At 44.9% G+C, this 26,323-nt stretch carries 20 protein-coding genes; 18 read left to right on the top strand and 2 right to left on the bottom strand.

Going from position 1 to position 26,323, the window contains the following annotated elements; translation table 11 throughout:
* The first annotated feature begins 44 nt into the window (after nucleotides 1-44).
* Together lipA and H8S18_RS06890 are read left to right on the top strand one after the other, a co-directional pair.
* Complete coding sequence (gene lipA / locus H8S18_RS06895) at nucleotides 45-911, top strand: lipoyl synthase (RefSeq protein ID WP_186857579.1); 867 nt, start codon at nucleotides 45-47, stop codon at nucleotides 909-911.
* A complete protein-coding gene (locus H8S18_RS06890; protein ID WP_186857578.1) occupies nucleotides 908-1,915 on the top strand; it encodes a lipoate--protein ligase in 1,008 nt (335 codons plus the stop codon). The genes lipA and H8S18_RS06890 overlap by 4 nt, the downstream gene beginning before the upstream one ends.
* 156 nt (nucleotides 1,916-2,071) lie before the next feature.
* Here the strand turns inward: H8S18_RS06890 and H8S18_RS06885 are convergent, their stop codons facing one another.
* Nucleotides 2,072-3,517, bottom strand: coding sequence for a helix-turn-helix domain-containing protein (locus H8S18_RS06885; RefSeq protein WP_186857577.1), 1,446 nt, complete (start codon nucleotides 3,515-3,517; stop codon nucleotides 2,072-2,074).
* Between the two features lie 311 nt (nucleotides 3,518-3,828).
* Here H8S18_RS06885 and H8S18_RS06880 point away from each other — a divergent pair, with 311 nt between their 5' ends.
* The 9 genes from H8S18_RS06880 to H8S18_RS06840 all read left to right on the top strand — a co-directional run bounded on the left by H8S18_RS06880 (nucleotide 3,829) and on the right by H8S18_RS06840 (nucleotide 17,130).
* Nucleotides 3,829-4,290 (top strand): RrF2 family transcriptional regulator, encoded by a 462-nt coding sequence (locus H8S18_RS06880; protein WP_186857576.1) that lies wholly within the window; start codon nucleotides 3,829-3,831, stop codon nucleotides 4,288-4,290.
* Nucleotides 4,291-4,310: 20 nt separating this feature from the next.
* Complete coding sequence (locus tag H8S18_RS06875; RefSeq protein WP_186857575.1) at nucleotides 4,311-6,395, top strand: ATP-binding protein; 2,085 nt, start codon at nucleotides 4,311-4,313, stop codon at nucleotides 6,393-6,395.
* An 18-nt stretch (nucleotides 6,396-6,413) separates the two neighbouring features.
* Nucleotides 6,414-7,607, top strand: coding sequence for an FIST N-terminal domain-containing protein (locus H8S18_RS06870; protein ID WP_186857574.1), 1,194 nt, complete (start codon nucleotides 6,414-6,416; stop codon nucleotides 7,605-7,607).
* Between the two features lie 107 nt (nucleotides 7,608-7,714).
* Nucleotides 7,715-9,202, top strand: coding sequence for a hypothetical protein (locus H8S18_RS06865; RefSeq protein ID WP_186857573.1), 1,488 nt, complete (start codon nucleotides 7,715-7,717; stop codon nucleotides 9,200-9,202).
* Nucleotides 9,203-9,814: 612 nt separating this feature from the next.
* The gene (locus H8S18_RS06860; RefSeq protein WP_186857572.1) at nucleotides 9,815-13,261 is read left to right on the top strand and encodes a DUF7601 domain-containing protein; all 3,447 of its coding nucleotides are present in this window, start codon (nucleotides 9,815-9,817) and stop codon (nucleotides 13,259-13,261) included.
* Nucleotides 13,254-13,832, top strand: a complete 579-nt coding sequence (gene lepB / locus H8S18_RS06855) for a signal peptidase I (protein ID WP_186857571.1) — start codon at nucleotides 13,254-13,256, stop codon at nucleotides 13,830-13,832. Before H8S18_RS06860 ends, lepB begins: the two co-directional genes overlap by 8 nt.
* An 85-nt stretch (nucleotides 13,833-13,917) precedes the next feature.
* The gene (locus H8S18_RS06850) at nucleotides 13,918-15,138 is read left to right on the top strand and encodes a DUF7601 domain-containing protein (RefSeq protein WP_186857570.1); all 1,221 of its coding nucleotides are present in this window, start codon (nucleotides 13,918-13,920) and stop codon (nucleotides 15,136-15,138) included.
* A 64-nt stretch (nucleotides 15,139-15,202) separates the two neighbouring features.
* Nucleotides 15,203-16,129 carry a class B sortase gene (srtB, locus tag H8S18_RS06845; protein ID WP_186857569.1) on the top strand — a complete coding sequence of 309 codons (927 nt, stop codon included), beginning with the start codon at nucleotides 15,203-15,205 and terminating at the stop codon, nucleotides 16,127-16,129.
* Nucleotides 16,126-17,130: a Spy0128 family protein gene (locus H8S18_RS06840; protein WP_186857568.1), complete on the top strand. Its 1,005-nt coding sequence runs from the start codon at nucleotides 16,126-16,128 to the stop codon at nucleotides 17,128-17,130. Before srtB ends, H8S18_RS06840 begins: the two co-directional genes overlap by 4 nt.
* A gap of 100 nt (nucleotides 17,131-17,230) precedes the next feature.
* Here H8S18_RS06840 and H8S18_RS06835 read toward each other — a convergent pair whose 3' ends face one another.
* Nucleotides 17,231-18,415 carry a peptidoglycan recognition protein family protein gene (locus tag H8S18_RS06835; protein WP_186857567.1) on the bottom strand — a complete coding sequence of 395 codons (1,185 nt, stop codon included), beginning with the start codon at nucleotides 18,413-18,415 and terminating at the stop codon, nucleotides 17,231-17,233.
* A 72-nt stretch (nucleotides 18,416-18,487) separates the two neighbouring features.
* Here H8S18_RS06835 and H8S18_RS15045 point away from each other — a divergent pair, with 72 nt between their 5' ends.
* The 7 genes from H8S18_RS15045 to H8S18_RS06800 all read left to right on the top strand — a co-directional run bounded on the left by H8S18_RS15045 (nucleotide 18,488) and on the right by H8S18_RS06800 (nucleotide 26,315).
* On the top strand, nucleotides 18,488-18,808 hold the full coding sequence (locus H8S18_RS15045) for a tyrosine-type recombinase/integrase (RefSeq protein ID WP_186857566.1): 321 nt from the start codon (nucleotides 18,488-18,490) through the stop codon (nucleotides 18,806-18,808).
* A gap of 218 nt (nucleotides 18,809-19,026) precedes the next feature.
* Nucleotides 19,027-20,385 (top strand): aldehyde dehydrogenase family protein, encoded by a 1,359-nt coding sequence (locus H8S18_RS06825; protein ID WP_186857565.1) that lies wholly within the window; start codon nucleotides 19,027-19,029, stop codon nucleotides 20,383-20,385.
* Between the two features lie 132 nt (nucleotides 20,386-20,517).
* The gene (gene rpoN / locus H8S18_RS06820) at nucleotides 20,518-21,780 is read left to right on the top strand and encodes an RNA polymerase factor sigma-54 (protein ID WP_186857564.1); all 1,263 of its coding nucleotides are present in this window, start codon (nucleotides 20,518-20,520) and stop codon (nucleotides 21,778-21,780) included.
* 96 nt (nucleotides 21,781-21,876) lie between these two features.
* On the top strand, nucleotides 21,877-23,016 hold the full coding sequence (locus H8S18_RS06815; protein WP_186857563.1) for an acyl-CoA dehydrogenase: 1,140 nt from the start codon (nucleotides 21,877-21,879) through the stop codon (nucleotides 23,014-23,016).
* Nucleotides 23,017-23,034: 18 nt separating this feature from the next.
* The gene (locus H8S18_RS06810) at nucleotides 23,035-23,817 is read left to right on the top strand and encodes an electron transfer flavoprotein subunit beta/FixA family protein (protein ID WP_186857562.1); all 783 of its coding nucleotides are present in this window, start codon (nucleotides 23,035-23,037) and stop codon (nucleotides 23,815-23,817) included.
* 17 nt (nucleotides 23,818-23,834) lie between these two features.
* Complete coding sequence (locus tag H8S18_RS06805) at nucleotides 23,835-24,860, top strand: electron transfer flavoprotein subunit alpha/FixB family protein (RefSeq protein ID WP_186857561.1); 1,026 nt, start codon at nucleotides 23,835-23,837, stop codon at nucleotides 24,858-24,860.
* A 507-nt stretch (nucleotides 24,861-25,367) separates the two neighbouring features.
* The gene (locus tag H8S18_RS06800; protein WP_186857560.1) at nucleotides 25,368-26,315 is read left to right on the top strand and encodes an L-lactate dehydrogenase; all 948 of its coding nucleotides are present in this window, start codon (nucleotides 25,368-25,370) and stop codon (nucleotides 26,313-26,315) included.
* Nucleotides 26,316-26,323: the final 8 nt, after the last annotated feature.

Here is a 26,323-nt window from a genome sequence, read left to right as displayed (position 1 = left end):
AATAACAAATTAAGGAGGGTGCGTACGATCACGCACATTTTATCATGCAACGAAAACCAAAATGGCTCAGCGTAAAATACAATCAGGCCCAAACAGAAGAAGTGATCCAACTATTAACAGACCTCAACTTAAATACGGTTTGTAGTGCTGCCAATTGTCCAAATCTTGGTGAATGCTATTCCAAGCGAACCGCAACTTTTATGATTATGGGAGATCAATGTACTCGGAATTGCCGTTTTTGCAATGTAACGGACGGCAAACCAGCACCGCTTTCTGAAGAGGAACCGTATAATATAGCTAAAGCGGTTGTGATGCTTAAGCTAAAATACGTTGTGATTACGAGTGTAACACGAGATGATCTCCCGGATGGCGGAGCCATGCATTTCTCAAACACAGTCCGCGCAATAAAAGACATAGCGCCTGATGTTTATATCGAACTTCTGATCCCTGACTTGAAGGGAGACGAAGCGGCGCTTGATATTGTAATGGCTGCAAAGCCAGATGTCCTGAACCATAATACGGAAACGGTACGCTCGCTCTATTCGTCTGCGCGGCCACAGGCAGACTATGATAGATCTCTGCATGTTCTTAACTACTGTAAGCGAAAAGATAAGGATATGCTCATAAAAACAGGCCTTATGGTGGGGCTGGGGGAAACGGACGAAGAACTGCTGCAAACAATGGACGATATACGAACGACTGGTTGCGATATACTCACAATAGGCCAATATCTACGCCCATCCAAGGATCATTTAGAAGTAGTAGAGTATGTAACACCTGAAAAATTTAAGTATTATGAAAAAATTGGCCTAGAAAAAGGGTTTTCGTTTGTAGCCAGTGCGCCTTTGGTGCGCAGCTCCTACAAGGCGGAACTGGCCTTCACGGGCAGCAAGAAGGGAATCTCGCTTTGATTTTTATAGAAACAAACTCTATCAGCCCGTTTTATAATTTTGCGGCAGAATATTATCTGATCACAGAAAAGAAATTTGACGAAACGGTATTTTTATTTTGGCGAACAGAGCCTACGCTTATGCTGGGCAAATATCAAAATGCCTATGCTGAAATAGACCTAGACTACGCAAATGCAAACCAGATACAAATTGTGCGCCGTATGTCGGGCGGGGGAACTATTTACACAGATATGGGTGGATGGCAGTTCACTTTCATCTCAAAATCCGGGACAGGGCAGGGGACGATAGAGTTCAAAAAATATATCTCTCCGGTGGTGGATGCGCTTTGCAAAATAGGGATAAATGCAAGCTTTAACGGACGCAACGATTTGGTGGTTGAGGGAAGGAAGTTTTCCGGGAATGCCCAGTATATTCTCAACGGATATACCCTGCATCACGGTTCAATTCTGTTTGACACAGATATTGAGCAAATGATGAAAAGTACAACGGTGAATCGCTATAAGATGGAGTCCAAGGGAATTGCCTCTGTGCGGGACAGGGTTACGAATATTTCTGATTATCTGCCAAAAGGAATGACGACATTAGAGTTTAGGGAACTCTTTGTAGGCGGCATCCTACAGGATAAGCACGACGTCTATTCTTTTCATCAAGCGGAAATGAAGCGCATCAGAGAAATCGAAAAAGAACGCTTTGATAATTGGCAAAGCATCTTTGGCGATTCCCCAAAATGTGAGGTCGTACGGACAAAGCGTTTTTCCGACGGAATACTGGAATGCCAGTTAAACGTAAATAATGGAAGGATAGAAGAAGTTAAAATTTATGGAGACTTTTTTGGTGACCTAGAGACAGATATCATTTGCAGTTTTTTAAAAGGCTGTAAATATGAACGTAAAAGTGTGGAAAATATCTTTGAAAGAATGCCTTACTATGGTAGAGCGCATAACATCTCAACACAAGATATTGTCGATACGATCATGGGGCAAAGTAGCACTAATATTGAGTGAAGTGGTATAACCACCCCAAAACAGGAGATACTCCCAATATTTGAATGTATGTGTGGCAATCTTAACAGGTTTGCTGGCTAGAATGAGCTATCAACACAAAATAAAATAATTTGCAATACAAAAACCAGAGTTGTGAATATAGCTCTGGTTTTTGTATTAAGATGGAGGACACTTTTCATTCGCTAGATGCTCAGTGATTGCTTGTTCTATGTTATTAAAATCCTGTGAGGCTATTTTCAAATTTGTCTTCACAAATATTTGGTTTTTCTTCAAAGAATAATTCAATAAATCAATTGTACCAATTATCAAATCAGCATTATCGATAGAATCTACAAAGTGTAAGATATATCGGTTGGAAAAATAGGTCTTGGTATATTCTTCTATATATTTTGTATATACCTTCGTCATATCGGAAAAGATAAAGACGTTCACTTCAGGGAAGAAGTGGGAAAAGGGGACAAGGTATATGCAGGTCATCAAACTATCTATTTTGAAAAATTCAGTCGTAAATTTATCTGCACGGCTACAATATTCATTCCAAAGCATCTCAAAGGTATCCCAATATTTGGGATACAAATCCCTCAAAGAATTAAAATCAATTCCGCGAAATGCAGACACAATATCTTCATCAGGAACGAACAAAGTTTCCGAAATATAAAATCTAAAAAATTTCTCATAAATAAATTTTATTTGCTCATCATTCAGCTTCATAAAATACTTTTCAAATAGTTCCATCCAAATAAGAGTATTGCTGGGGGGCACCAGCTTATGTATGCTATCCATATCAATAGATATGCTCAATTTATAAAAATCAGAGGAATAGATTGAAATGATTAAATATGCCCAATCAAATTCTGACCATCTCGATAAATAATTTGGTTTGCTTATCATCTTAATATCTTTAAAGATATCTTTTTCCAACTGAGATAAAACAAGCTCCTTATTCCTTTCAAGCGCATTTTGAATAATAAAAATCCAAAGTCCAAGTATTTCCATTTGGTTACTTTTAGTCTCCAACATCAAGTGCTTAGCAACTTTTTTCGCCAGTGTAATATAAGAGGAATAGTTATTCAAATATGGAATTTTTGATAATTGCCGATGGAAAAAAAGCAAGAATATAAAGTGAAAAGCTCTTATTTTTCTCTCTTTACCGTTGATTTTGATTTTATGATAGACAGAAATTTTAAGCTCATAATTTGCTAGAAAAGAATTAATGGTACTGACTTTTCTTCGTAGCTGTGACTCACTAATATAATGTGTATTACAAAAATCAACTGTCGAACACTCCCGCTCCAGTAGAACAGTCCATAATATTTGGTAGGCCAAATCAGTCGAGAAAATATGCCGTGTGATATCCTGTATAGTGACCGTGTGCCGGATCAAGCGAACGCCATAGTGCCTGTTGATATCTATTTCCACTTCTTTTTCTGTATAAACGGAATCAATGATCGTCTTTAAACGCGTACAGGCCTTTTTGACTGTGGCAAGGCTAACAGAACCAAGTTGCTGAGTTAATTCAATAGTAGATAGATATCCGTCGCTATAATCCAAAATATCTAAGATATTGTTTTTGAGTAATAACATATTAGAAATTCCAAACATTTTATACGCTCCCCTATATAAAAGTATACTAAAAAATACACATCATTATCAATTAAATAGCTACAGACTGTTGAAATGCGGGCGGGAATTTGTCCGCTTATTCTGTATTATATATATAGCAGATGTGAAGACTGTTCAAACATATAATATTGTAGTGGTATTAGTTTCTAATGGTCATAAGATATATTTTAGAAAAGTATGAGTAAAATAAAAGATATACCTGATTAAACACATATCTGCAAATCGGGTCTGTTTTAAAGAAAAGATTTTATCCCGACAAAATAAGCTAAACACATAAAGGAGCACTTATTATGAAATTTCAACTTGCCACGGATTATGCTATTCGTATTTTATGCTATTTATATGAAAACAAGAATAGAATTAGAACTGCGGCATACCTGTCAGATAAACTTGGAATCACTTATTTGTATTTCATGAAATTGACAGGGGCGCTAAAAAAAGCGGGACTGATCAACTCCACACAAGGCTGCAACGGAGGATATCAGCTTGCGAGAAATGCCGGACAGGCATCATTATATGATGTCATAATACTTTTTGAAGGCGAGATTAAGATAAACCGTTGCTTGGAAGATGATCGTTTTTGTAGCAGAGATGCAACGGAATGGTGTAATGTACATACGTTTTTCAGGGAGCTTCAGGATAACTTTATTGCTCAGCTAAAAGAAAAACGAATCTGTGATCTGTGTGAAACAGGGGAACCGCACGGCTCGGTTACTTCAACAATATATACCTCCAATAGTGACAGAATGTAGTAGATAACGAAGGAGACAAAATGACCATCCAAACCAGAGAAGAGTTGGAAGCAAAACTTCTGGAACAGGAGCAGGAGTTAAAGAGAAACAGGCTGGATTATAAAAAACTAGAGCGTAGGGTAAATAGGCTGAAAAATGATATACATAGTCTCAATACTATGTATGAAAATACAATTCAGCTTCGAGACTTTGATATGGCAGAAAAGGAAAAACAATACGCCTATAATCATCTGCTATTAGATGCTTTTCCACACATTCTTGCTGTTTTAGATAACGATATGAATTATGTGTTGGGAACAGATAGGCTCATCATGAATAGGATGAAAATGTCCGATCCCAAAAAACTAAAACGAATATCTGTACAAAAGATATTAAAGTTAATACCCGATCAGGATTGGGTTAACCGTGTCATGCTACAAATTCATAATGCCCTGAATAACACGATCTCATCACGTTTCAGTGACAAAATTGTTTTGCCGGCTGGTGAAATAATACATGTATCAACCACACTGTCGCCAGCAATGGATATAGATGGAAATGTACAGGGGATCGTGGTAATGGTACAGGATATCACTGAAATGGTTCTTGCAAAAGAAGCGGCAGAAGCTGCCGGACGTTCTAAATCAATTTTTTTAGCAAATATGAGCCATGAAATCAGGACGCCAATGAATGCAATTATTTCGATTGGGCATATCTTGAAGTCATCAGAAAAAGACAATGCACGTAAAGAACATATCAATAATTTGCTGATGGCGTCAGAAACGTTAATGAATATTATTAACGACATTCTAGACTTTTCCAAAATTGACGTCAACAAGTTAGAAATAGTATCACAACCATACAGTATGATTGAAATGCTAGACGAAGTAATTAATTTGATTGCATTAAAAGCGACAGAAAAGGATTTGGAATTTATAGTGCAGATAGACCCACAGCTTCCAAGAAAACTGATTGGAAATGATTTGCGCATTAAGCAGGTCTTGATCAACTTGTTATCTAACGCAATAAAATATACGCGAAAAGGGCGTATCTTCCTGTGGGTTGGTCAATATAAAGATAAACAGGGAATCAAACTCGCTTTTACCATACAAGACACAGGTATCGGAATTAAAAAAGAAGAAATGCCATATCTCTTTGATGCTTTTACCCAACTGGATGTGGTAAAGAACAAAGGGATACAGGGAACGGGGCTGGGTCTCGCAATCAGCAAAGGAATTGCACAAAAAATGAACGGTAATATTTCTGTTGCCAGCACTTACCACAAAGGAAGTACGTTTGAATTCACGCTACCACAGAATGTAGACGACGAAACACCAATTGCTTTGGTAAAAGAACCACAAAAAAAATGTGTGCTGGTATTTGGAGATAACATATCAGCGGAATTGCTTACAAATACCCTAAATCAAATAAACGTACAATGCGACCGTGTAAAAACAGTTAATGAATTACAGCGACAGATAGAAGAAAAAACATATACGCATATGTTTTTTTGGGAAAGAGAATATAAGTGTCATAAAAACAAAATACCAGATGTAAAAGCAAAACAAGTGATCGTTAGAAAATTATTTGATGCTCCTGTAAGCGAAGCAGATCAAAGCAATACAATACAGGAACCGCTCCTAATCTCAGAAGTTGTCCAGATTCTCAACAAAGGAAAAATATGGAAAGAATCTACCAGATGGGAAGATAACATATTTAATAAAATAAAAGTACAGGATGTTTCTGCGCTTGTCGTCGATGATATTGAAATTAATTGTCTGGTCACACAAGAGATTTTAAAGCAGTATGGAATGTGCGTTGATACCGCTCAAAGCGGAATGGAAGCTTTAGATTTAGTCGGGAATAATCGATACGATATTATTTTCATGGATCATATGATGCCGGATATGGATGGAATTGAAACTACTATACAAATAAGGAATTTAGGAGGCTGGAATGCTGAAGTACCAATCATTGCGTTGACAGCCAACACCGCTGAAGATATTAAGAAACAGTTTAATCAAGAAGGGATGAATGGATATATGAGTAAGCCACTGGAGCTAAAGGAACTAAATAATGTACTACATACATTCCTGCCTAACAACAAAATAGTTAAACAAAAATAAAGAGAACAGGAAGACCTTATGAAAGCGATTTATGCAACTACTGACGAGATCGATGTTGACTATGCAATAAAAGAATTACTGGATCAAATAAGGAAGCAATTACCTTTACAGAAGAATACAGTTGGAATTCTTTTTTATGACTACGAAATGGAGGGGGCAGAACTATGTGAACAATTATGTTCAACATTAAATATTGATATCTTCGGATGCTCTACCATAGGTATAGTCAGTAGTGAATACGGTTACCAAGATATGGTTGCTTCACTGACACTATTAACGGCTGATGATTGTGAATTTCAAATAGGGACCGCGCAAGAACTGACGGATAAAAACGTTGTAAATAAAATTTTCGAATCGTATACCGACATAAAAAATAAGACAAAGTTAAATCCCGCACTTCTCTATTCGTTGCTACCTTGTAGTACAGAAATAATATTTGATAAATATCTTAATGAACTATCCGAAATGATGGATTACTTGCCGATTATTGGAGGCGTTCCTACGAATCATGGAGCACTTGAAAAATCGTTAGTATTCAATGGTCAATATTACATAAACAGTGTAGTTATGCTTTTGATTTCAGGGAATGCTAAACCAATTTTTTCACTGGCCAATGTAGTTAAACTATTGTCTAAACGCAAAGGCACAATTACCAAATCAAACGGTACGGTTATTCAGGAGGTTGATAGAAAACCTTTTGCTGAATATATTGAAAGCTATGGAATGAACATACAGAATTTCAATAAAAATGAGAGCAGAGCATTTTTTCAACAATATCCTTTACTAATAGATACAAATCAAGGATATGGAAATGATGAATTGCCTTATGTTCGCATTATAGAAAGTATTAACTGGAAAGATGGTAGCGGGATTGCGTTCGCAAGTATACCAGAAGGAGCGAAGGTATCACTTGCGGTTTTGCATAAAGATACCATTGCTGAAACAGTAAAAAAAGGGCTCAATGAATTGTATGCAAAAATCAAAAAATCTGGAAGAGAATATTCAGTCATATTATGTATTACATGCGCGGCACGTCACTTCATTTTGAATCCATATTATGATATAGAAGGAAAGCTTATTCAGAAGATGGTTTCCAATACATATCATTTAAGTGGGTTCTATAGTTTCGGGGAGCTATGCCCAATATCATTCAATGACGAAAAAGCAATAAACCGGCTTCATAATGGATCAATTGTTTTTTGTGCATTTTAGGAAAAGCGAATATATGTGGAGCAAAGGTTCTAAACATCGATTGTGTCAGGTGCTTTTATTAAGAACGGATAATACGCAAAAAACATAGGCTTTGATAAGGGGGAATTATGACCAGTTATGCTCAGACGCCGCTTGGATATTTGATGGATATGCTTTATATTCAGGGGACAAAGCTGGCGAATGCAATATACGTTGACCGAACAGTGATCAGCCGCTGGAAGAATGGACACATAAAATTGAATGCAAAATCGCCTTATTTTCCGAATGTGGTCAATGCAATTCTTGATTTTAACGAGCAGCAGGGTTTGAGGACTTTGGAACGTTTCTTTGAATCGGTCAACAGTATGAAAATCAAGGAAAGAGATGAGCTCCAGTCATTTGTAGTTTCTTGGCTACTTTCCGAGGATTTCATAGAGCATAAATACGAGGAAAAGAAAACTGACAAAAGCCTGTATTCTGCCACATACAAAGTTTACAAAGGCCCCTTGGGCAAACGCGATGCGATCATTGATCTTCTTAACATCCTAATGAAACTACCGGGTGGGGAAACGGTGCGTGGATATGATACGGATTCCCCTTGTTTGCATTCGTTCACCAACGATATTACCATTTTACAGAAAAAGTTTATCGAGGCGGAAAAGAATGGCCACCAGCTCATCATGATGTTTTATATGAACCGACCTGCGGATCAGATTCATAATATGTTTCAGTATTGGCTGCCGATGTTTTTGCATACCAATTCCCATGCTTATTATACAAACGACGCAAATATTCCATTCTACGATTATATTTACAGTATCAAAGGCAAGCTGGTGCTGGCGGGTTGCAATTTTGATGATAATCCGGCAAATATGTATACGGCCATGTACGACGATCCGATGACGGTGCACCAGTTTGATATGTTCCTCGAAGGGCATATGGATAAGTTCAGCGAATTGATGCGTCATTTGGAAAGCCGGGATATGACTGCCGATTTCCGTGCTGGCGATATGGGTGCGTACATGACCAATGATATGAATCAGTACGTAATTGCCGAGTCCACGCCGTTTATTACGTTTTCCCATGAAACGGAAGACGATGTACTGATGTCTTTGGATATTTCATCTTCCGAGGTAAAGAAAATACAGCAGTTCTACCGGAAATGTAAGACCAGCACAAAGAAATTTTTATCCGGGAATAATATGACGCGCGTTCTTTTTAGTGCGGATTATATCAAGTGCCTGTGTGAGAAGACGCTTTTGAATTCGCCGGTATTTTCATGTCTGCTGGGAAGACCGGTGAAAATACCGAGTGAGTTCCTGTTGCGGGAGATAGCATACTTCATGAGGATGGTAAAAGACGATCCAACGGTAGAAGTTGGATTGCGGCCAATGGGGTCAGAGCCGTTCATCAAAAACCTGAATATATGGGTAAAAGAAAATACCATATCGTATTTCCACCCATCAAACGATGTGTCGTTGCGGATGTTGACGGACGAATTTTCATATGTCAATGCATTTTATTCGATGATCGATCATTATTGGGCACAATTGCCCTACGAGTGCAAACGGCAGGAATGGGTATATGACCATGTAGGCAGGCTGATGCAGAAATAATAAGAAGTAGTGGAAGAAACCGGGAAAGCCGTGAGAAGTACAAAAAAGGTGCTAATATAACGTAAAAACAGCCGAAGGGTATGAAAAAACTCGGAGGTTTTTTATTTTCGCGCTATAAGCTACAGACCTATAAATATGGAGCTGAGATTACCGCATCTGGGTGGTATATATAAAGGGTGGCAAAGTTAAGGATGTTTTTTAATAAGCAAAAAGCAGATGAAAGGCAATAGGCGGCGCAGAATGCTATGGTTTTCTGTATGAAACGGTCAGGGAAGCACGGCCTTAGCAAGCAGATTCTTTTTGGCGGGGATTGGAACGGTAGAAAGATTAAAGAGTAGCCACAGACTATAAAAGATAGGAGCTTTAACTAAATATATATTACTGTATAGTGATATACATTATAAACCCAGTGAAAATGCTATAAAAACATTGATAGCGCTCACTAAAAGGATGAATAATTTTGAAAGACGGGAAATAGGAAACTTGAAAAAGAAACGTAAAAAAACGCGGATCAGCGTTCGCAATATAATATGTTTTTGTTTAATACTAGCCATGGTGATATCTACAATCCTTGTGGCGTCTTCTATTGCCTTTGCACAGGAGAACAATGTTGTGCAGCCAGCAGAAGCAGGAGAACAAGAAACAGCAGCAGAATCCATTGCTGATGTACAGCCGGAAGAAGCGGCTGAAGCATCTGACTATGCAAGTCCACAGGAAACGGCAATACCCATGCCGGAGTCGCCGATACCCGAAGTAGTAGTTGCCGCAGAGCAGGCCGCACAAACGGCCAGCATCAGTGGCCTTTTGTGGCTGGATATGCTGGAGGGAAACGGCGCCAAGTATAGCGATGGCATTCAACAGCCAAATGAAGCGCCGCTCGGATATTATGATGTGTCTCTGTATCTGGTGGAAGATAAGACTTCGCCCGTCGCAACGGTAACAACCAATGGCGGTGGACATTATAAGTTTAAAGAATTGGCGCCCGGTCAATATGTGGTGGGTATTTCCAGTGTGGAAAAAGATGGTACAAAATACCTTTTACCTACTACTGGTTTGACACCAGATAATATGTTTGCCGATTTTAATGAAGGAAAAACGATCGTCTATTCACAACCGATTTTTTTGGAATCAGGTATGGATGTCACGGATATTGATTGCGGTATGCGTACTCCGTTGTTGGCTGCACCGCGTACGGGCATGTATGTTGTCACAGAAACAGCCTCAAACGCTCCCAGAGGAACCTATTCTACGCTTGCCGCTGCTGTGGCAGCCTGCTATAATAATGTCCCTTGCACCATCACCGCCATAGCAGACGACCTGACACTGGATGCAACCGTGACGATTCCGGCAACCAAGCAGATTATCTTAAAATCAGACGGTACTCTGCGAACGATTGTGCGTTCTACAACCAACACGAATACAACCAATGCGCGGCATTTGGTTGTTGAGGGAAAGTTGACACTCGAAAATATCGTACTAGAGGGTGCGGGACTCACCAGCGGAACAAATTATAATGGCGGAGTATATGTATCCGGTACTTCTGCTTCGCTTACCATGAATGCTGGAGCGGCTATCACGGGCTGTTATAGTCAATATGGCGGCGGTGTATATACATCTGCCCCTGCGACCTTTGCCATGACGGGCGGCCAGATCACGAATAATAAGGCAGCGATAGACGGCGGCGGTCTCTATACAAGTTCCTACGAATACGAAAATCCAGCGCTATTGGTCAATACGAGTTCTCCATGTTACGCTAACATCAGCATCGCGGGTTCTGCGGTATTTAGTGGCAATACGGCAGGGCAACGTTTTCAGGCGCCCGTTAATTATAGGGAGTTTAATACGCGTATCCTCAACCCATTTCCCGGAATCCTGCTGAACAATGCCGACATCAACTATAGGAATCTTGGTTATGTTATTGCTTATCATGTGAACAACACCACGAATGCGCCGGTTGTATATCAAAAAACTACGACTACAAACAACAGTATAAGTATTACATTGTTTACACAGGCACAGGCAGGGTTCACTACAGCAAATGGTGCAATAGAACCGGGGAAGGAAAGGCTCCTCGGTTGGAATAGCCAGCCAGATAGCTCCGGTCAGAGCTATGCAGTGGGGCAGTTAACAGTTATCTCTAGCAGCCTCAACCTATATGCACAGTGGGGTTCGTATCGTTATATCGTCACAAAGGACAGCGACGGCAGCGTAGTGGGTTCGTATAATTTGCTTGCTGACGCAGTAACAAATTGCGGTATTTTTGCCACAAACGGTTCATACACAATCACTGCAACGGAGGATGATCCCGCAATGGGCACTGCCGCTGTAACGATTCCGGCAACTAAGCAGATCACATTGAAGTCTGACGGCACCCACCGGACGATTACCCAGCAAGCGAATGCCCGGCACTTAATGGTACAGGGAAAGCTGACGCTTGAGGACATTACCCTTGCAGGAATAAGCAGTACATCCGCATATAATGGCGGTATCGCCACGTCTAGCACTTCCGCCTCGTTGACGATGAACAATGGCGCGGCAATCACCAAATGCTTTTATAATTTCGGCAGCGGTGTGGATATGAATGGCGGCATCTTCACGATGAATGGTACCGCTAAAATTTTTGATAACAGATCGTACCTCGATGGCGGCGGTGTGCGCCTGATAAGCGGAACACTTATGATGAACGGCGGCGAAATCTCTGGTAATGCTACCTCGGGCTATGGCTTTGGAGGTGGGCTGCATATTGAATCGAATGGCAGCGCCACAATCTCTGGTGGCAAGATTTCCGGCAACACGTCCGACTATGGCGGTGGGGTCTTTGTTAACGGTGGTAGCATCACAATCTCTAGTGGCGAAATCTCCGGCAACACGTCCGACTATGGCGGTGGAGTCCATGTTGAAAGTGGCCTTATAACGATATCCGGTGGTGAGATTTCAGGGAACACAGCCGACTATGGTGGTGGAGTTTTCATAAGTGGCGTTCCCGTCTTTTCGATGTTCGGTGGCGAAATCTCCGGCAATACGGCAACGACGGATGGCGGCGGTATTTATTCCTCAAATACCACTACCATAAACCCCATTCTTCCAGTGACCTCCTATTATAATAATATCAGCATCACAGGTACGGCAAGTGTATTCGGTAATACATCGTCGCAGCTTTCTGCGCCGCCTACCAACTATACGGATTTTGACACACGTGCCCCAAATCCGTTTCCCGGACACCTACTGAATAATAACGAAATCAACTATCGAAATTCGTTCTTTACGGTGATGTACAATGCTAACAACAGCGACCTCGGTACGCAGTGGTATTATCAGCGTACCAACGTTTCCACAAGTTACACAGTCGTTCAAGCCGTAAACGTCGGTTCGGGAACGGGCGCAGCGAATTTCACCGCACCGACGGGCATGAGGTTCGCTGGTTGGACTACGAATGCAGATGGTTCGGGCACGCTGTATCAGCCGGAAACCAGTATTATTCTCAGGAGCAGCATGATTCTCTATGCAAAATGGGAACAGACCTGCGATGTATCTATTTCTAAAACAATTACGGGTGCCTATGCAGATATGACGAAGGATAACATCTTCACCATCGCCCTGCGTAGCAGTGGCGGGAGTCCCATCACAGGGTCATATAATTACATGGGCAGTAGTATTCCCGGTTCAGGGGTAACGGCTCCGGCAAATGGGAGCCTGAACTTTAATGCAGCGGGGCAGGCGACGCTTCCCTTAAAGCACGGCCAAATTGTGACCATCGAGGACTTGCTGCCCGGCAGCGAAATTCTAATATCGGAAACGCCGGACTGGAATTATAACACGACCATTCAGGATAGCGAGTCCGCAAGCCCGATGACGGGTACTGATACCGGCTGGAAGGCGCTTTCCACAGCCAAGCGTTCGTTTGACTTCACAAACAGGAGGACGTTGGTAACGCCCACGGGCGTATCGGCGGGCAATGGTGGGGCGGATATGCTGCTGCTCAGCCTCGCCGTTATTCTCGCGGCAGGTATTGCGGGAGTAATCATCTACCGTAGGAGGAAAGCAAAACGTTATGAGTGATAGTGATGTAGGCGAAAGCGTAAATATAGCGCAAGATGGACGGCGCGGACGGCGAGGTCACAGCGCAGCAGATGCGGAAGGCTCGCTCGGCAAGGATATCCTGTACCTGCTGCTGAAGATAGGCCTCATCGTCCTTGCTTTTGTGCTGGTGTTCACATTCCTGTTCGGCGTCTTTCGCAATGCGGAAGCGGCAATGGTTCCCGCTATCAAAGATGGAGATCTCGTCGTCTTTTATCGTTTGGATAAGGATTATGTCCTCTCAGATACGGTGGTGCTGGAGTTTGAAGGAGAAAAGCAGGTGCGTCGTGTGGTGGCAACAGCCGGAGATACAGTGGATATTACAGATCAAGGCCTTATGGTGAACGGAGCCTTGCAGCAGGAGCTTGAAATATATAGCTCGACCAAGCAATACGAGGAAGGCATACGCTTTCCAATAACCCTTTCAGAAGGGCAGGTATTCGTGCTGGGCGACGCACGTGAAAACGCCACAGACAGCCGTATCTATGGTGCTGTTGAAATAAAAGATACGCTAGGGAAGGTCATAACCATTCTTAGGCGAAGGAACATATAATGCAAAAGGCAGCGGGGATAATTACTGCACAGCCACTTGTGTTCATATAGATAATAATGCAAATCAAATATCAAGGAGTACAAATATGAAAAAACAAAAGAGATCATTTTTTAAAGTGCTGATTACGGTGGCACTTGCCGCAGTATTATGCATGAGTCTTGCGGTACCTGCGCTTGCCGCGGATGTGATTCCCGGAACACCGGCCTCCCCGGCAGAAGCCCAAATCACGAAAAATTTCGTTATGCCTGACGGACTGGAAACTCCGGCGATCACTTTCACCTTCAACATAACAAAAGTCAGCAAAGATGGAAATAGCACTGGCCCCGTTATTGCCGCCATGCCGGCGATTACCGCTCCCACGGTTTCTTATACTGCCGGTCAAGCCGCTACGACAACGGCGGGTGACCTCAAAACAGTCACGGGAACTGCGAATATCCTTGGCAGCACCGCATTCACAGCGGCAGGCGTATATGTATACCGAATTGAAGAGGCTACTCCGCCGACTTTAACGGGTACGACCATGACGAAATCTCCCGCAATCTATGAAATGAGCGTCTTTGTGCAAAATCATCCAACGACGCCCGGCGCCGTATTTGTAACTGGGATCAGCTTCAATGCGACCACAGCAGATCAAACCGGTGGCAGCACGGGTAAAATAGACTACGATGCGGATAAAGTCCTATTCACCAACACACTCACTAAAGACGTGGTGGTCGTACCACCAACGGCAGGTGGCGTGGCTTCCATCAGTAAAACTGTGACGGGTGATTATGGCGATCACACGTTGTATTTTCCCTTTAGCGTAACAGCAACAAATCCATCCACGGGAACATACGGAACAACCTACAAAGTATATATTGTAGAAGGTGGTACTGTGGTAACAGATGCCGCAAACTTCAGTGGAACAATACTGACCGATCCGACGCATGGAGATTATTTTGAGATGACCTCCGGCACGGCGGCCACAGTAAATTTGAAGCACGGTCAAAGCATTGTTTTCAGTGATGTACCGTATGGCTCGACGTATCAGGCAACAGAAACCCCCGCAGCAGGCTACACGCCGTCAATCTCTGTGACAACAGGCGGCAGCACACCACAAGCAATTCCCGGTGCGTCTACAGGTGCGCAGCGAATTTCTGATGCAGGCGCAAATACAGCGGCCTACACAAATGCTTACCAAACGGTTACGCCTACAGGAGTCATCATCAACAACCTTCCGTTCATTCTCATCCTTGTCCTCGCAGCAGGCGCGTTGGTGGTGTTCGTAGTAATAAAATCCCGCAAACGTGCGGCAGAGCACAAATAAGTAACGAAAAAATAAAGTATAAAATTTGCAGAACAATAACAATTAGATTATGAAAGGAACCTGCATGGGCATAGCAGCCAAACGCATCGGAAAAAAGGCAGTTAAAATTGTAGATAGCATCGTCAATTGGATGGTATTGGTCGCAATTCTACTGCTCGTTGCCACGGCTTGCTATGCCATGTGGGACTCCAATCTGGTCTATGCAGAGGCAGACGCAAAGCAATATGAGGTATATAAGCCGGCGGAAGAAGATACAGCTTCCTTTGAAGAGCTACGCGACATCAATCGCGAGGTATTCGGTTGGCTGACTGTCTATGAAACCAAGATAGATTATCCGGTTGTCCAAGGGGCGGATAATATGAAGTATGTGAACACCAACGCTCGCGGCGAATATTCCCTTTCAGGTGCCATTTTTCTGGATAGCGGCAACAGGCAGGACTTTGCCGATTTCAACAGCATTTTGTATGGGCACCATATGGAAAAGCAGGCCATGTTTGGCGAACTCGGCAACTTTGCGGAGGAAAGCTTCTTTTTAAACCATCCCCACGGCAATCTGTTTTACGAAGGAAAAGATCACGGACTTGAATTTTTTGCGTTTGTGCATACGGACGTATACGACGCATTGACGTTCACGTCCAATATCCAAGGCGAAGAAGCACAGCGGGATTATCTGGATATGCTGCTGACGCAGGCGATCCACACGCGCGAGGTGGATGTGGATATACAGGACAGGATCGTGCTGTTGAGCACGTGTTCGCTCGATACGACGAACGGGCGGGATATATTGGCGGCAAAAATTTCAGATGAGGTTTTTGCGGATAGATTTACATCGGAAATAACAGAAGGTGAGCACATCAGGGCAGAAACGCAGCAAGGCTTTTTAAGCCGCGTTCCGGTATGGGGCTGGGTCTTAGCGGGCACAGTACTGCTCGCACTCATCATCGTAATATATATACATAGGAAAAGAAGCAAAAGGGGAAATACAAAATGAAGGTGTTAAAAAAGGCAGCGATGTGCTGTATGGCGGTGCTGGTTGGCTTGCTGTCGATTTCCTTTTCACAAAGTGCTTATGCTGCAAACCCGGTGCAGGAAACAATTCAAATTGAGCAAGTGTTCGAGCAATCCGGTGCGAGTGCTGGAATCGATGACCGGTTTAGCTATTCATTCACGCCGGTTCAACCGGGAAACGCTGTACCTGCTAATGCAAGCTTCATCATACAAGGTACCGATACACTGAATCTTGGCCCAATCACTTATACGCATTCGGGCATATTCCAGTATGAAGTTCGGCTTGATCAAACGCCAAGCAGGACAGGTTATACCCTCGACGAGCAGGTATATACGGTATGGGTCTATGTGCGGGAATCCGGTACAAACTTGGTACCTGAAGTTGTTATCGTGAAGGAGGATGGAACTAAAACAGATCAAATTGTGTTTACCCAGCGCTTCGGACTTGCACCGACTGATCCAACCCTAATGGTAGACCCGCCCGTAAAAAAAGCAGTTTCCGGTAATCCTTCCCAAGCGGGCATCTTCAACTTTACGCTCACGGCGGATGATCCCGCGCAGCCAATGCCTGACGGCAGTGTAAACGGTGTCAAAACCATGACCATAGTAGGCTCCGGTGAGGAAGATTTCGGCACATGGAGCTATACTAAAGTTGGTACCTATTTTTATACTATCGCAGAAGTGAACAGGGGAGAAAACGATTATACTTACGATACTACGGTCTATACCATCACCGATACGGTCAATGAGGTAAACGGACAGCTTGAATTAACGCGAGTCGTCACCAATGCAGCCCAAAAACCAGTGGATTCGTGTAGCTTTATCAACCAATATACCGGTCAGGATGGTTCAAATGAAAGTAGAGGAAACAACAGACCCAAAACTGGAGATTCTGCTAATTTAGCACCCTATGTTGTCTTGGCTGTTGTTTGTGCAGGGACTCTGCTTTTCGCGGTCTATATGAAAAAGCGAAAAAAAGCATAATTGTAATACAAATTCGTAAAAAATAGGGTATATGAAATTAATCATATACCCTATTTCTATATAGAAAAGGAGTGAGTATCACTACTTAGGTAGTCAAAACTTAATTGCCATCCCAACGGCCTCCAAAAGCCTTGCAGGTGTTCTCTCCAACAACGCCGTCTTCCGTAAGACCTCTGGCCTTTTGGAATTTTGCAACAGCATTCTTAGTATCGTTTCCATAAATACCATCTACACCATTGCTACCTACACCAAATCCAAATTCAATCAATGTACGTTGTACTGCGCGTACTTCATCACTATTTCTAATAAGCGGGGAAGTAACCTTTAAAATTTTTGTTAACGTGAATCGATAGTTAGGATTAGCCGTTTTAGGTTGCCACGAGCCGCCTAGAGCTTCGCAAGTATATTGCCCAACAATTCCATCGTCAGATAAATCACGAGACTTCTGGAAGGCAACAACGGTCTTACGCGTGTCATCACCGAATTTACCATCTGCGCCTTGCCGTCCGCACGAAAATCCAAGTGCAATCAAATTACGTTGCACAGGAATTAAGTCATGCTGCACAGACAGGTCGCCTGTAAATTTCAGAATCCGATTCAATACAAAAGAAGTGGCAGGACTGGGAACCGGTGCAGGATCAGGCTGCACTTCAATCACTTCATTTCCGGATAAAGCATAGGCACGAACCTCCTCAAGAGGGAAGTATTGGCCGGGGCAATCCGTGTACCCTCTACCAGCTACTTCATAGTGACCTCTAATATCTGTGATAGCATAATGTTGTACCACATCGCGTACGACTCGTTTTAAGGCTTCTTTTTGCTCTGTAGGCATTTGTGTTGCCTCGTAGTTTCCGAGGGCTACAATCGCTACTGAATCATCATTCATACCCTTTGTGGGAGCATTACTATTATCAAGCTCAATGTCGGCAATTTCCTCTTGAAGATCGTTAATCTTATCCTGATCAACTTCCCATACCCAACCTTGGTCAGCATAATATACCCTGCGGGTTTTGTTGATTCTTGCATTTTCAAGAGCATCTTTGGCCTTTTGCAATTTAAGAGCTAAATCTTCTTCTTCTTTCTTTTTACGAAGGCGATCTATCTCATCATCTATAGCTTTTATTTTTAGATCATAGGTCTCCTCAACCAGATCACGTTGTTCTTTTAACCTTTCGATCTCTTTATCGAGAACCTTGAGTACACCTTTTTGTGCGCGTTCCAACTCGTTCGATCTGTCCTTTAGCGCATCCAATTCATCCTTTAAACCATCGATCGCCTTCTTCAAAGCATCAACAGACCTCTTTAAAGCATCTGTTGCCTTCTTTACAGACGACGAGGACGATGATTTAGACGAAGTATGAGCCAAGGGTTTCCATACAGTAAAGAATTATTATTGTTTCATGATAAGCAGGATGTAGAGAAACCTCTTTTTGTATCACTAACGTCACTTGGAAATAAGCTAGTAAGTCTACTTAAAAAGAATAATATGCCAGCTATACACATGCATGATTTGCGACATAACTACGCTACAATATGTCTCAATAATGGAATATCCCTAAAAACAATCTCAACTTTGCTGGGGCACACCAACATCAACACAACGGCGAACATATATTGCGAGTCAACCACAGAGAAAGAAAAAGCCATGCATGTAGTATCTGATGTCATTGGTATGTAGTGAGTATTCTGGAGTATTATTGAGTATTCTGGAGTTCAAAAGAAGCAAATTTTTAGCAAATACGGTGTTTGGAAAGATAAAAATATCTGATTGATGAAAAAAGATAAAATCAATTTTTTTAGTTACATAACTTTGAATTCCGGCAGAAAACCACTATAATAATATAAGTGAAATTGTATATAAATTTAATGAAATATTTTATTTAGGAGGATTTTGAAATGGCAACAGTAGCAGAAATTTTCGAACGTGCGCATCAAGCGCAGGCCGAGTACGAGAAGAATGCGAGCCAGGAGCAGGTAGACGCGGCGGTAAAAGCAATCGGCAAGGTGGTTTACGACCGCGCGGAAGAGCTTGGAAAGCGCGCGGTGGAAGAGTCTGGCATGGGTGTGGTGGAAGACAAGATCGCCAAATGCAAAGGCAAATCCAAATGCATTTGGAACAGCCTGAAGGGGAAGAAGTCTTATGGCATCATTGAAGAAAACAAGGAAACGGGCATCATCAAGGTAGCGAAGCCGAAAGGCGTTGTGGGCGCTGTAACGCCTGTTACAAACCCGGTGGTAACGCCGATGTGCAATGCAATGTTTGCCCTCAAAGGTAAAAATGCGATTGTAATTGCGCCGCATCCCCGTACGAGCGACCTTAACAAATATGTTGTGGACTTGTTCCGTGCGGAGCTCAAAAAGCTGGGCTTGCCGGAAGACCTGATTCAGACGATCGAGCATCCTTCGCTCGACATGACGCAGGAAGTCATGAAGACGGCGGACGTCGTTGTGGCGACGGGCGGAGCCGGAATGGTGAAATCCGCATATTCCAGCGGAAAACCGGCCCTTGGCGTTGGACCGGGTAACGTACAGGTTATTATCGACCGCGGCGTTGACTATGACGAAGCGGCGTCTATGATTATTGCAGGCCGTAAATTTGATAATGGCATTATCTGCTCGGGCGAGCAGTGCGTAATGATCCCAAACGATGAGTACGACGCGGTAATTAAAGCGTTCGAAAAGAACGGCGCTTACTATATTGACGATGCGGACGCGGTAGAGAAGTTTGCCAAAGCGATTTTCCCGGACGGCGTAATCAACAAAGACGTGGTTGGCCAGAGCGTCCAGAAAATTGCTTCCCTTGCGGGCGTTTCCGTACCGGAAGGTACGAAGGTCGTCCTCCTGAAGGCACGCGGACGCGGCAAGGCGGACCTGTTGTGCAAGGAAAAAATGTGCCCGTTCATGATCGCTATTCCATATGATACGTTTGACGACGCGATGAGCGCGGCATATGAAAACCTGTGCTATGAAGGAAAAGGCCATACCTGCTCCATCCATTCGAACGATATGGAACATGTACGTATGGTCGGCGAGTATATGCCGGTGAGCCGTATCGTTGTCAACCAGCCTTCGTCCACGACGGCCGGCGGGGCGCTTACAAATGGTTTTTCGCCTACGACGACGCTCGGGTGCGGTTCCTGGGGGAACAACAGTATTTCCGAGAACCTCAACTATACGCACCTGATCAACGTTTCGCAGATCGGACTTTACAATAAGGACAAGAAGATCCCGACGGACGAAGAAATCTGGGCATAAACAATGTGTTTTCAAACCAAGGGACGCCGGGCCGTGGGCTGCGGAACCGTTGTGGTTCGGCGATTCTTTTGCGGAGCAAACGGAATGCCGGCAGGTGTTTTCCCAAAAAGACCGGGGGGAGCGCTGTAGGATATGCGGCTTTCGGTTGAACAGAAACAGGTCCAGTCGCAGATTGCATCCCAGCAGATGCAGCAGGCGCTGTTCCTGCTTTCGAAAAGCGCATGGGAGTTGAATGAATATGTGCGGGAACAGGCGCTTGAAAATCCTGTTCTTGAAGCGCGGGAGCCGGAATGGCAGGAGCGGGATTTGTTTCCGGGCGCGGCGGGCTATTATGGGGAATCCTATGAAAAGGCTGCGCCGGAAACGCTCGCGGAAAAACTTTTCGGACAGCTTGACCTCAAAAAGCTTGGAAAAGAGGAACTTCGGGCGGCCAAAGAAATCATTGACGCGCTCGATTCCCGGGGATATTTTACAGAATCCCTTGCAGATATTGCAAGGCTTTGCGGGTTGAATGGCACACAGGCAAAACATGCGCTTGCCGCAGTACAGTCGTTGGATCCTGCGGGGGTAGGGGCGCGCAGCCTTTCTGAGTGCTTGTGTCTGCAACTTGAACGTATGGGGGAAAAAGAAGACGCGCCCTACCGGATTGCCAGAGATTACCTCGAGGAACTTGCGCGGGGGGACTATGCAGGCATTGCCCTGGCACTGGGAATCCCGGCAGCAAAAAGCCGTGCATACTGCGCGCTGCTTCGCTCACTCAGGCCGGGCGTTTCCAATATTCCACAGGAAGAGGCGGCGCAATATGTGTATCCGGAAATCCTGGTGGAAAAAGAGGGGGATGCGCTTCGCGTCATTCTTGACGAACGTAAAATTATCCGGCCGTTTGTCAACGACGCGTACGAGCTTTGCGATCTGGACAGCGAAACAAAGGCCTATTTGCAGGAACGCCGGGCCATGGCAAAGCGGATCGTTCAATCCGTGGAGCTGTGGAAAACGATGCTGCGCCGCGTAGCGGAAAAAATTATACTGGTACAACAAGCCTTTTTTCTGGTGGGAGAGCCGCTCTGTCCTCTTAAAATGGCCGACGTTGCCAGGGAACTCGACGTACATCCGTCCACGGTCAGCAGGGCTGTCGCGGGGAAATACCTGATGTGTGAAGATGGAATATTTCCGCTGAAAAGCTTCTTCTCCCGAAGCATTTCCGGGAGAGGAAAAAACGTAAGCGGAGATTATATCAGGAGGAGCATCCGGGAAATGCTTGCGCGGGAACCGGGGCTTTCGGATAACGCAATCACGGAGCGCCTGCAGGACAGGGGGGCGAAAATCGCCCGGCGGACGGTTGCGAAATACCGCAGGGAAATGGGGATTGCATCCTCATACCGCAGGAACAAATAGGAAATAGGAATAATGAGCCGTGCCCTGTGCACGCGCCGTATACGCTGAATCCGGAATTCTGCGTGAAAACCGGATCAAAACGATTAGGAGAACGATATGGATTTCACATTAAGCAAGGAACATCAGATGCTGAGGACCCTGTTTCGGGACTTTGCTGAAAATGAAGTGAAGCCGCTCGCAGAGGAATTGGACGAAGAAGAACGTTTCCCGGTCGAGACGGTAGAAAAAATGAAGAAATATGGCTTTTTGGGCATACCCTTCCCCAAAGAATACGGTGGACAGGGTTGTGATACGCTCAGCTATATTATGTGCGTGGAAGAGCTTTCCAAGGTATGCGGGACAACAGGCGTAATCGTATCCGCGCATACGTCGCTTGGCTCAAACCCCATCAAGCAATTTGGCACTGAGGAACAAAAGCAGAAATATCTCGTGCCTCTTGCAAAGGGAGAAAAGATCGGCGCATTTGGCCTTACCGAAGCCGGTGCGGGGACGGATGCTTCCGGCCAGCAAACCAAAGCGGTACTGGAAGGCGATCACTATGTGCTGAACGGTACGAAGATCTTTATTACAAATGCGGGATATGCGGATACGTACATCATTTTTGCCATGACGGATAAATCCAAGGGAAACCACGGCATTTCGGCATTCATCGTTGAAAAGGATTTCCCGGGCTTTTCAGTCGGCAAAAAAGAGCGTAAAATGGGGATTCGTGGGAGCGCGACGGCAGAGCTTATCATGGAAAACTGCATTGTGCCCAAAGAAAACCTGCTTGGCAAAGAAGGCCAGGGATTCAAAATCGCCATGGCAACGCTCGACGGCGGACGCATCGGTATTGCGGCGCAGGCGCTTGGCATTGCGGAAGGCGCGTTTAATGAAACGGTGGCTTATGTAAAAGAACGTAAGCAATTTGGCAAGCCGCTCTCTAAATTCCAGAATACGCAGTTTGTACTCGCAGACCTGAAAGCGCGCATTGATGCGGCCCAACTTCTCGTTTACCGGGCGGCCATTGCCAAAGACACAATGGATCGTTTTTCGGTTGAGTCGGCGACGGCGAAACTCGTTGCGGCGGAAACGGCGATGGAAGTGACGACGAAATGCGTTCAATTGATGGGCGGTTATGGTTACACGCGGGAATATCCGGTGGAACGCATGATGCGTGACGCAAAGATCACCGAAATTTATGAAGGCACCAGCGAGGTGCAGCGCATGGTCATCTCCGGCGCGGTTTTGAAGTAAAGCAGGAGGGATAACACAGTGAATATAGTTGTTTGCATCAAACAAGTACCGGACACGAACGAGGTAAAGCTCGATCCCAAAACGGGTACGCTCATTCGAGAGGGCGTTCCCTCCATTATTAATCCGGACGATAAAGCGGGCCTTGAAGCGGCCCTGAGATTAAAAGATTCCATAGGTGCGAAGGTCAGCGTTATTTCCATGGGGCCTCCGCAGGCGGACGTTGCCCTGCGGGAAGCGCTTGCAATGGGCGCCGATGAAGCGATCCTGATTACGGACAGGGCATTTGGCGGGGCAGATACATGGGCGACTTCCTCTACCCTTGCCTCGGCAGTGAAGAAGCTGCCTTTCGATCTGATTATTACGGGACGCCAGGCAATTGACGGGGATACGGCGCAGGTTGGACCGCAGATCGCGGAGCACCTCCACCTCCCAAACATCAGTTATGCGGAAGAAATCAAGGTCGAGGGAGACAGCATTGTCGTAAAGCGGCAGTATGAAGACCGCTATCATATCATCAAGGCAAAAATGCCGTGCCTTATTACGGCGCTTGCGGAATTGAACGAACCCCGGTATATGACCCCTATGGGTATCTGGGATGCATATCACGAAAAGGAAGTCAAAATCTGGACGCTTGAGGATCTCGATGTAGACCGTTCGAACATTGGCCTCAAAGGATCTCCTACGCGTGTGTGGAAATCGTTCACCAAACCGCTTAAAGCGGCGGGAACAGTGGTTAACACAGATGTGCAGGATTCAGTCGAATTTTTGATGGACTCGCTCCGCAGTAAATTCGTACTGTGACGGAAAGTGGTGATACTATGAATATACAAGATTATAAGGGCGTATTCGTATTCGCACAGCAGGAAGACAATAAACTCGCAGGCGTGTCGCTCGAACTGGTCGGCAAGGCAAAAGAGCTTGCCAAGGACCTTGAAACAGAAGTGACGGCGGTCGTCCTCGGTTCGGAGATTGGGGATATGGCAAAAAAACTTGGACGCTACGGCGCGGACAATGTGATCCTTGCGGATGATCCGGGACTTAAGGTTTACATGACGGAACCCTATGCGCATGTACTTACGCAAATTATCCAGGAGAAGAAGCCGGAAATCGTGCTCTATGGCGCGACGGCAATCGGGCGGGACCTTGCGCCGCGCGTATCGGCACGCGTACATACCGGCCTTACGGCGGACTGCACAGGACTTGAAGTTGACCCGGAAACCAAAAACCTGCGTATGACGCGTCCCGCCTTCGGCGGCAATATTATGGCGACGATTATTTGTCCGGAATTCCGGCCGCAAATGGCAACTGTCCGCCCGGGTGTGATGCAGCGCATCCATCCTGCCGGGGAATCTTCTGCGAAGGTTGAAAATTACAAGGTGGAACTTCCGGAGGAAAGCTTTAATGTGGAAATTCTGGATATTGTAAAGAAAGTAAGCGATAAAATGGATATCCAGGATGCGAAAGTACTCGTATCCGGTGGGCGCGGGATGGGCTGCCCGGAGAATTTCCAGTTACTTGAAGACCTCGCGGCAGCGTTTGGCAATGGCGCTACGGTAAGTTCTTCACGCGCGTGCGTAGATGCGGGATGGGTAGAGAAAGACCGGCAGGTCGGCCAGACCGGAAAGACGGTTCGCCCGAATCTTTATATTGCATGCGGTATTTCGGGAGCCATCCAGCACCTTGCGGGCATGGAGGATTCCGATCTTATTATTGCAATCAACAAGGATGAATACGCGCCTATTTTTGAGGTGGCGGATTATGGTGTCGTGGGCGATGTGACGAAGATATTGCCTGCGTTTACCGAACAGGTGAAGCGTGCTATCGCAGAGAAAAACGAATCCTGACGAAAATAAAAGGGGGCTGTCTCATGTCGGGTGAAACAGCCCCGTTTTGCATTCCGGGAGGGAAAAGCCAAAACATGTTATAAGGGGCAGCCTGGTTACGTATAAAATGTTAAATTGTGAAAAAAAAGACAATATCGCGTTAAATAATCATGAACTTTATGCCTTTTAAGGTGTGGAAGTATTTACAAGAACGCTATAATTTGTTAAAATATACACAAACTTTGTTTTTGGTGCATGATACGCATGGGGAGCGTGCCATAGGATGACTGCAAAGAGGCAAACAGGGTGGCTTGAAGGTAGCCTGGAGCGTGAGGGGAAAGGACGCTTTGGGCTCTATGTGGTCCCGGGATATCCGGCATGCAGAAAAGGTATCGCAGTCAAAAAGAGAGGGCGTACGCACCGCGGATTATGAGCGGCGCGGAATGCCTGCTTTTTTTGAACAGGGAAGTTATGAAAAGGCGTAAGCCTTTATGTTTGCAAACGCAACAAATTTAGGAGGATGCAGTAATGAGCAGGAAAGTAACGATCATTGGCGCTGGAAGCGTCGGTTCCACGATCACGTACACGATGGCGGTTAACGGGCTCGCTTCCGAGATCGTAATGATCGACGTCAATACCGAAAAGGCTCTTGGAGAGGCGATGGATATCCGCCAGGGCACGCCGTTTTGTTCGCCTATACAAATTTATGCGGGCACATATGAAGATGCGAAAGACTCGGACGTTGTTGTTATTACGTCGGGTATGCCGAGAAAAGCGGGGCAGTCCAGGATCGACCTCGCACAGACAAATGTGGACGTTATCCGCGAAATTGCACCTGAGATTGTAAAGCATGCGCCAAACGCGATGTATATCCTTGTCAGCAATCCGGTGGATGTGCTTACTTATACGTTCTGCAAAGTATCCGGCCTGCCGGAGAACAGGATCATTGGTTCGGGAACGATTCTCGATACTGCGCGCCTGCGTTCGCGCCTTGCCGAGTATCTCAGCATCAGCCAGAAGAGCATCCATGCTTACGTCATGGGCGAGCATGGGGACAGCTCGTTTGTCCCATGGTCCACTGCGCGCGTGGGCAGCGTTGAGATTTTGGATGATAAAGGCGGGTTTAACTACACCGGCCGTATTAAGGCAAAACTTAATCCGGAAGAAATTGAGCAATATATCCGCACGTCGGGCGGCAAGATCATCGAGCGCAAAGGCGCGACTTTCTATGCCATCGCCATTTCGGTATGCCATATCGTGGACTGCCTGTTTGGAAGCTCGAACCGCGTGATGACGGTTTCCTCTATGCTGCATGGGGAATACGGCATCGATGACGTATGCCTCTCGATCCCGTTCATTTTCGGGCCGCAGGGGATCTGCGGAAACGTGCTTCCCGCGATGACGGAGCAGGAACTCGAAAAGCTTCAGCACAGTGCGGATGTTCTTAAGAACGTTATCAAACAGGTGAATATCTGATCGGAGGA

This window comes from Christensenella tenuis (assembly GCF_014287795.1).
GTDB lineage: Bacteria > Bacillota > Clostridia > Christensenellales > Christensenellaceae > Christensenella > Christensenella tenuis.
This window is presented reverse-complemented; position numbering and strand designations above follow the sequence as displayed.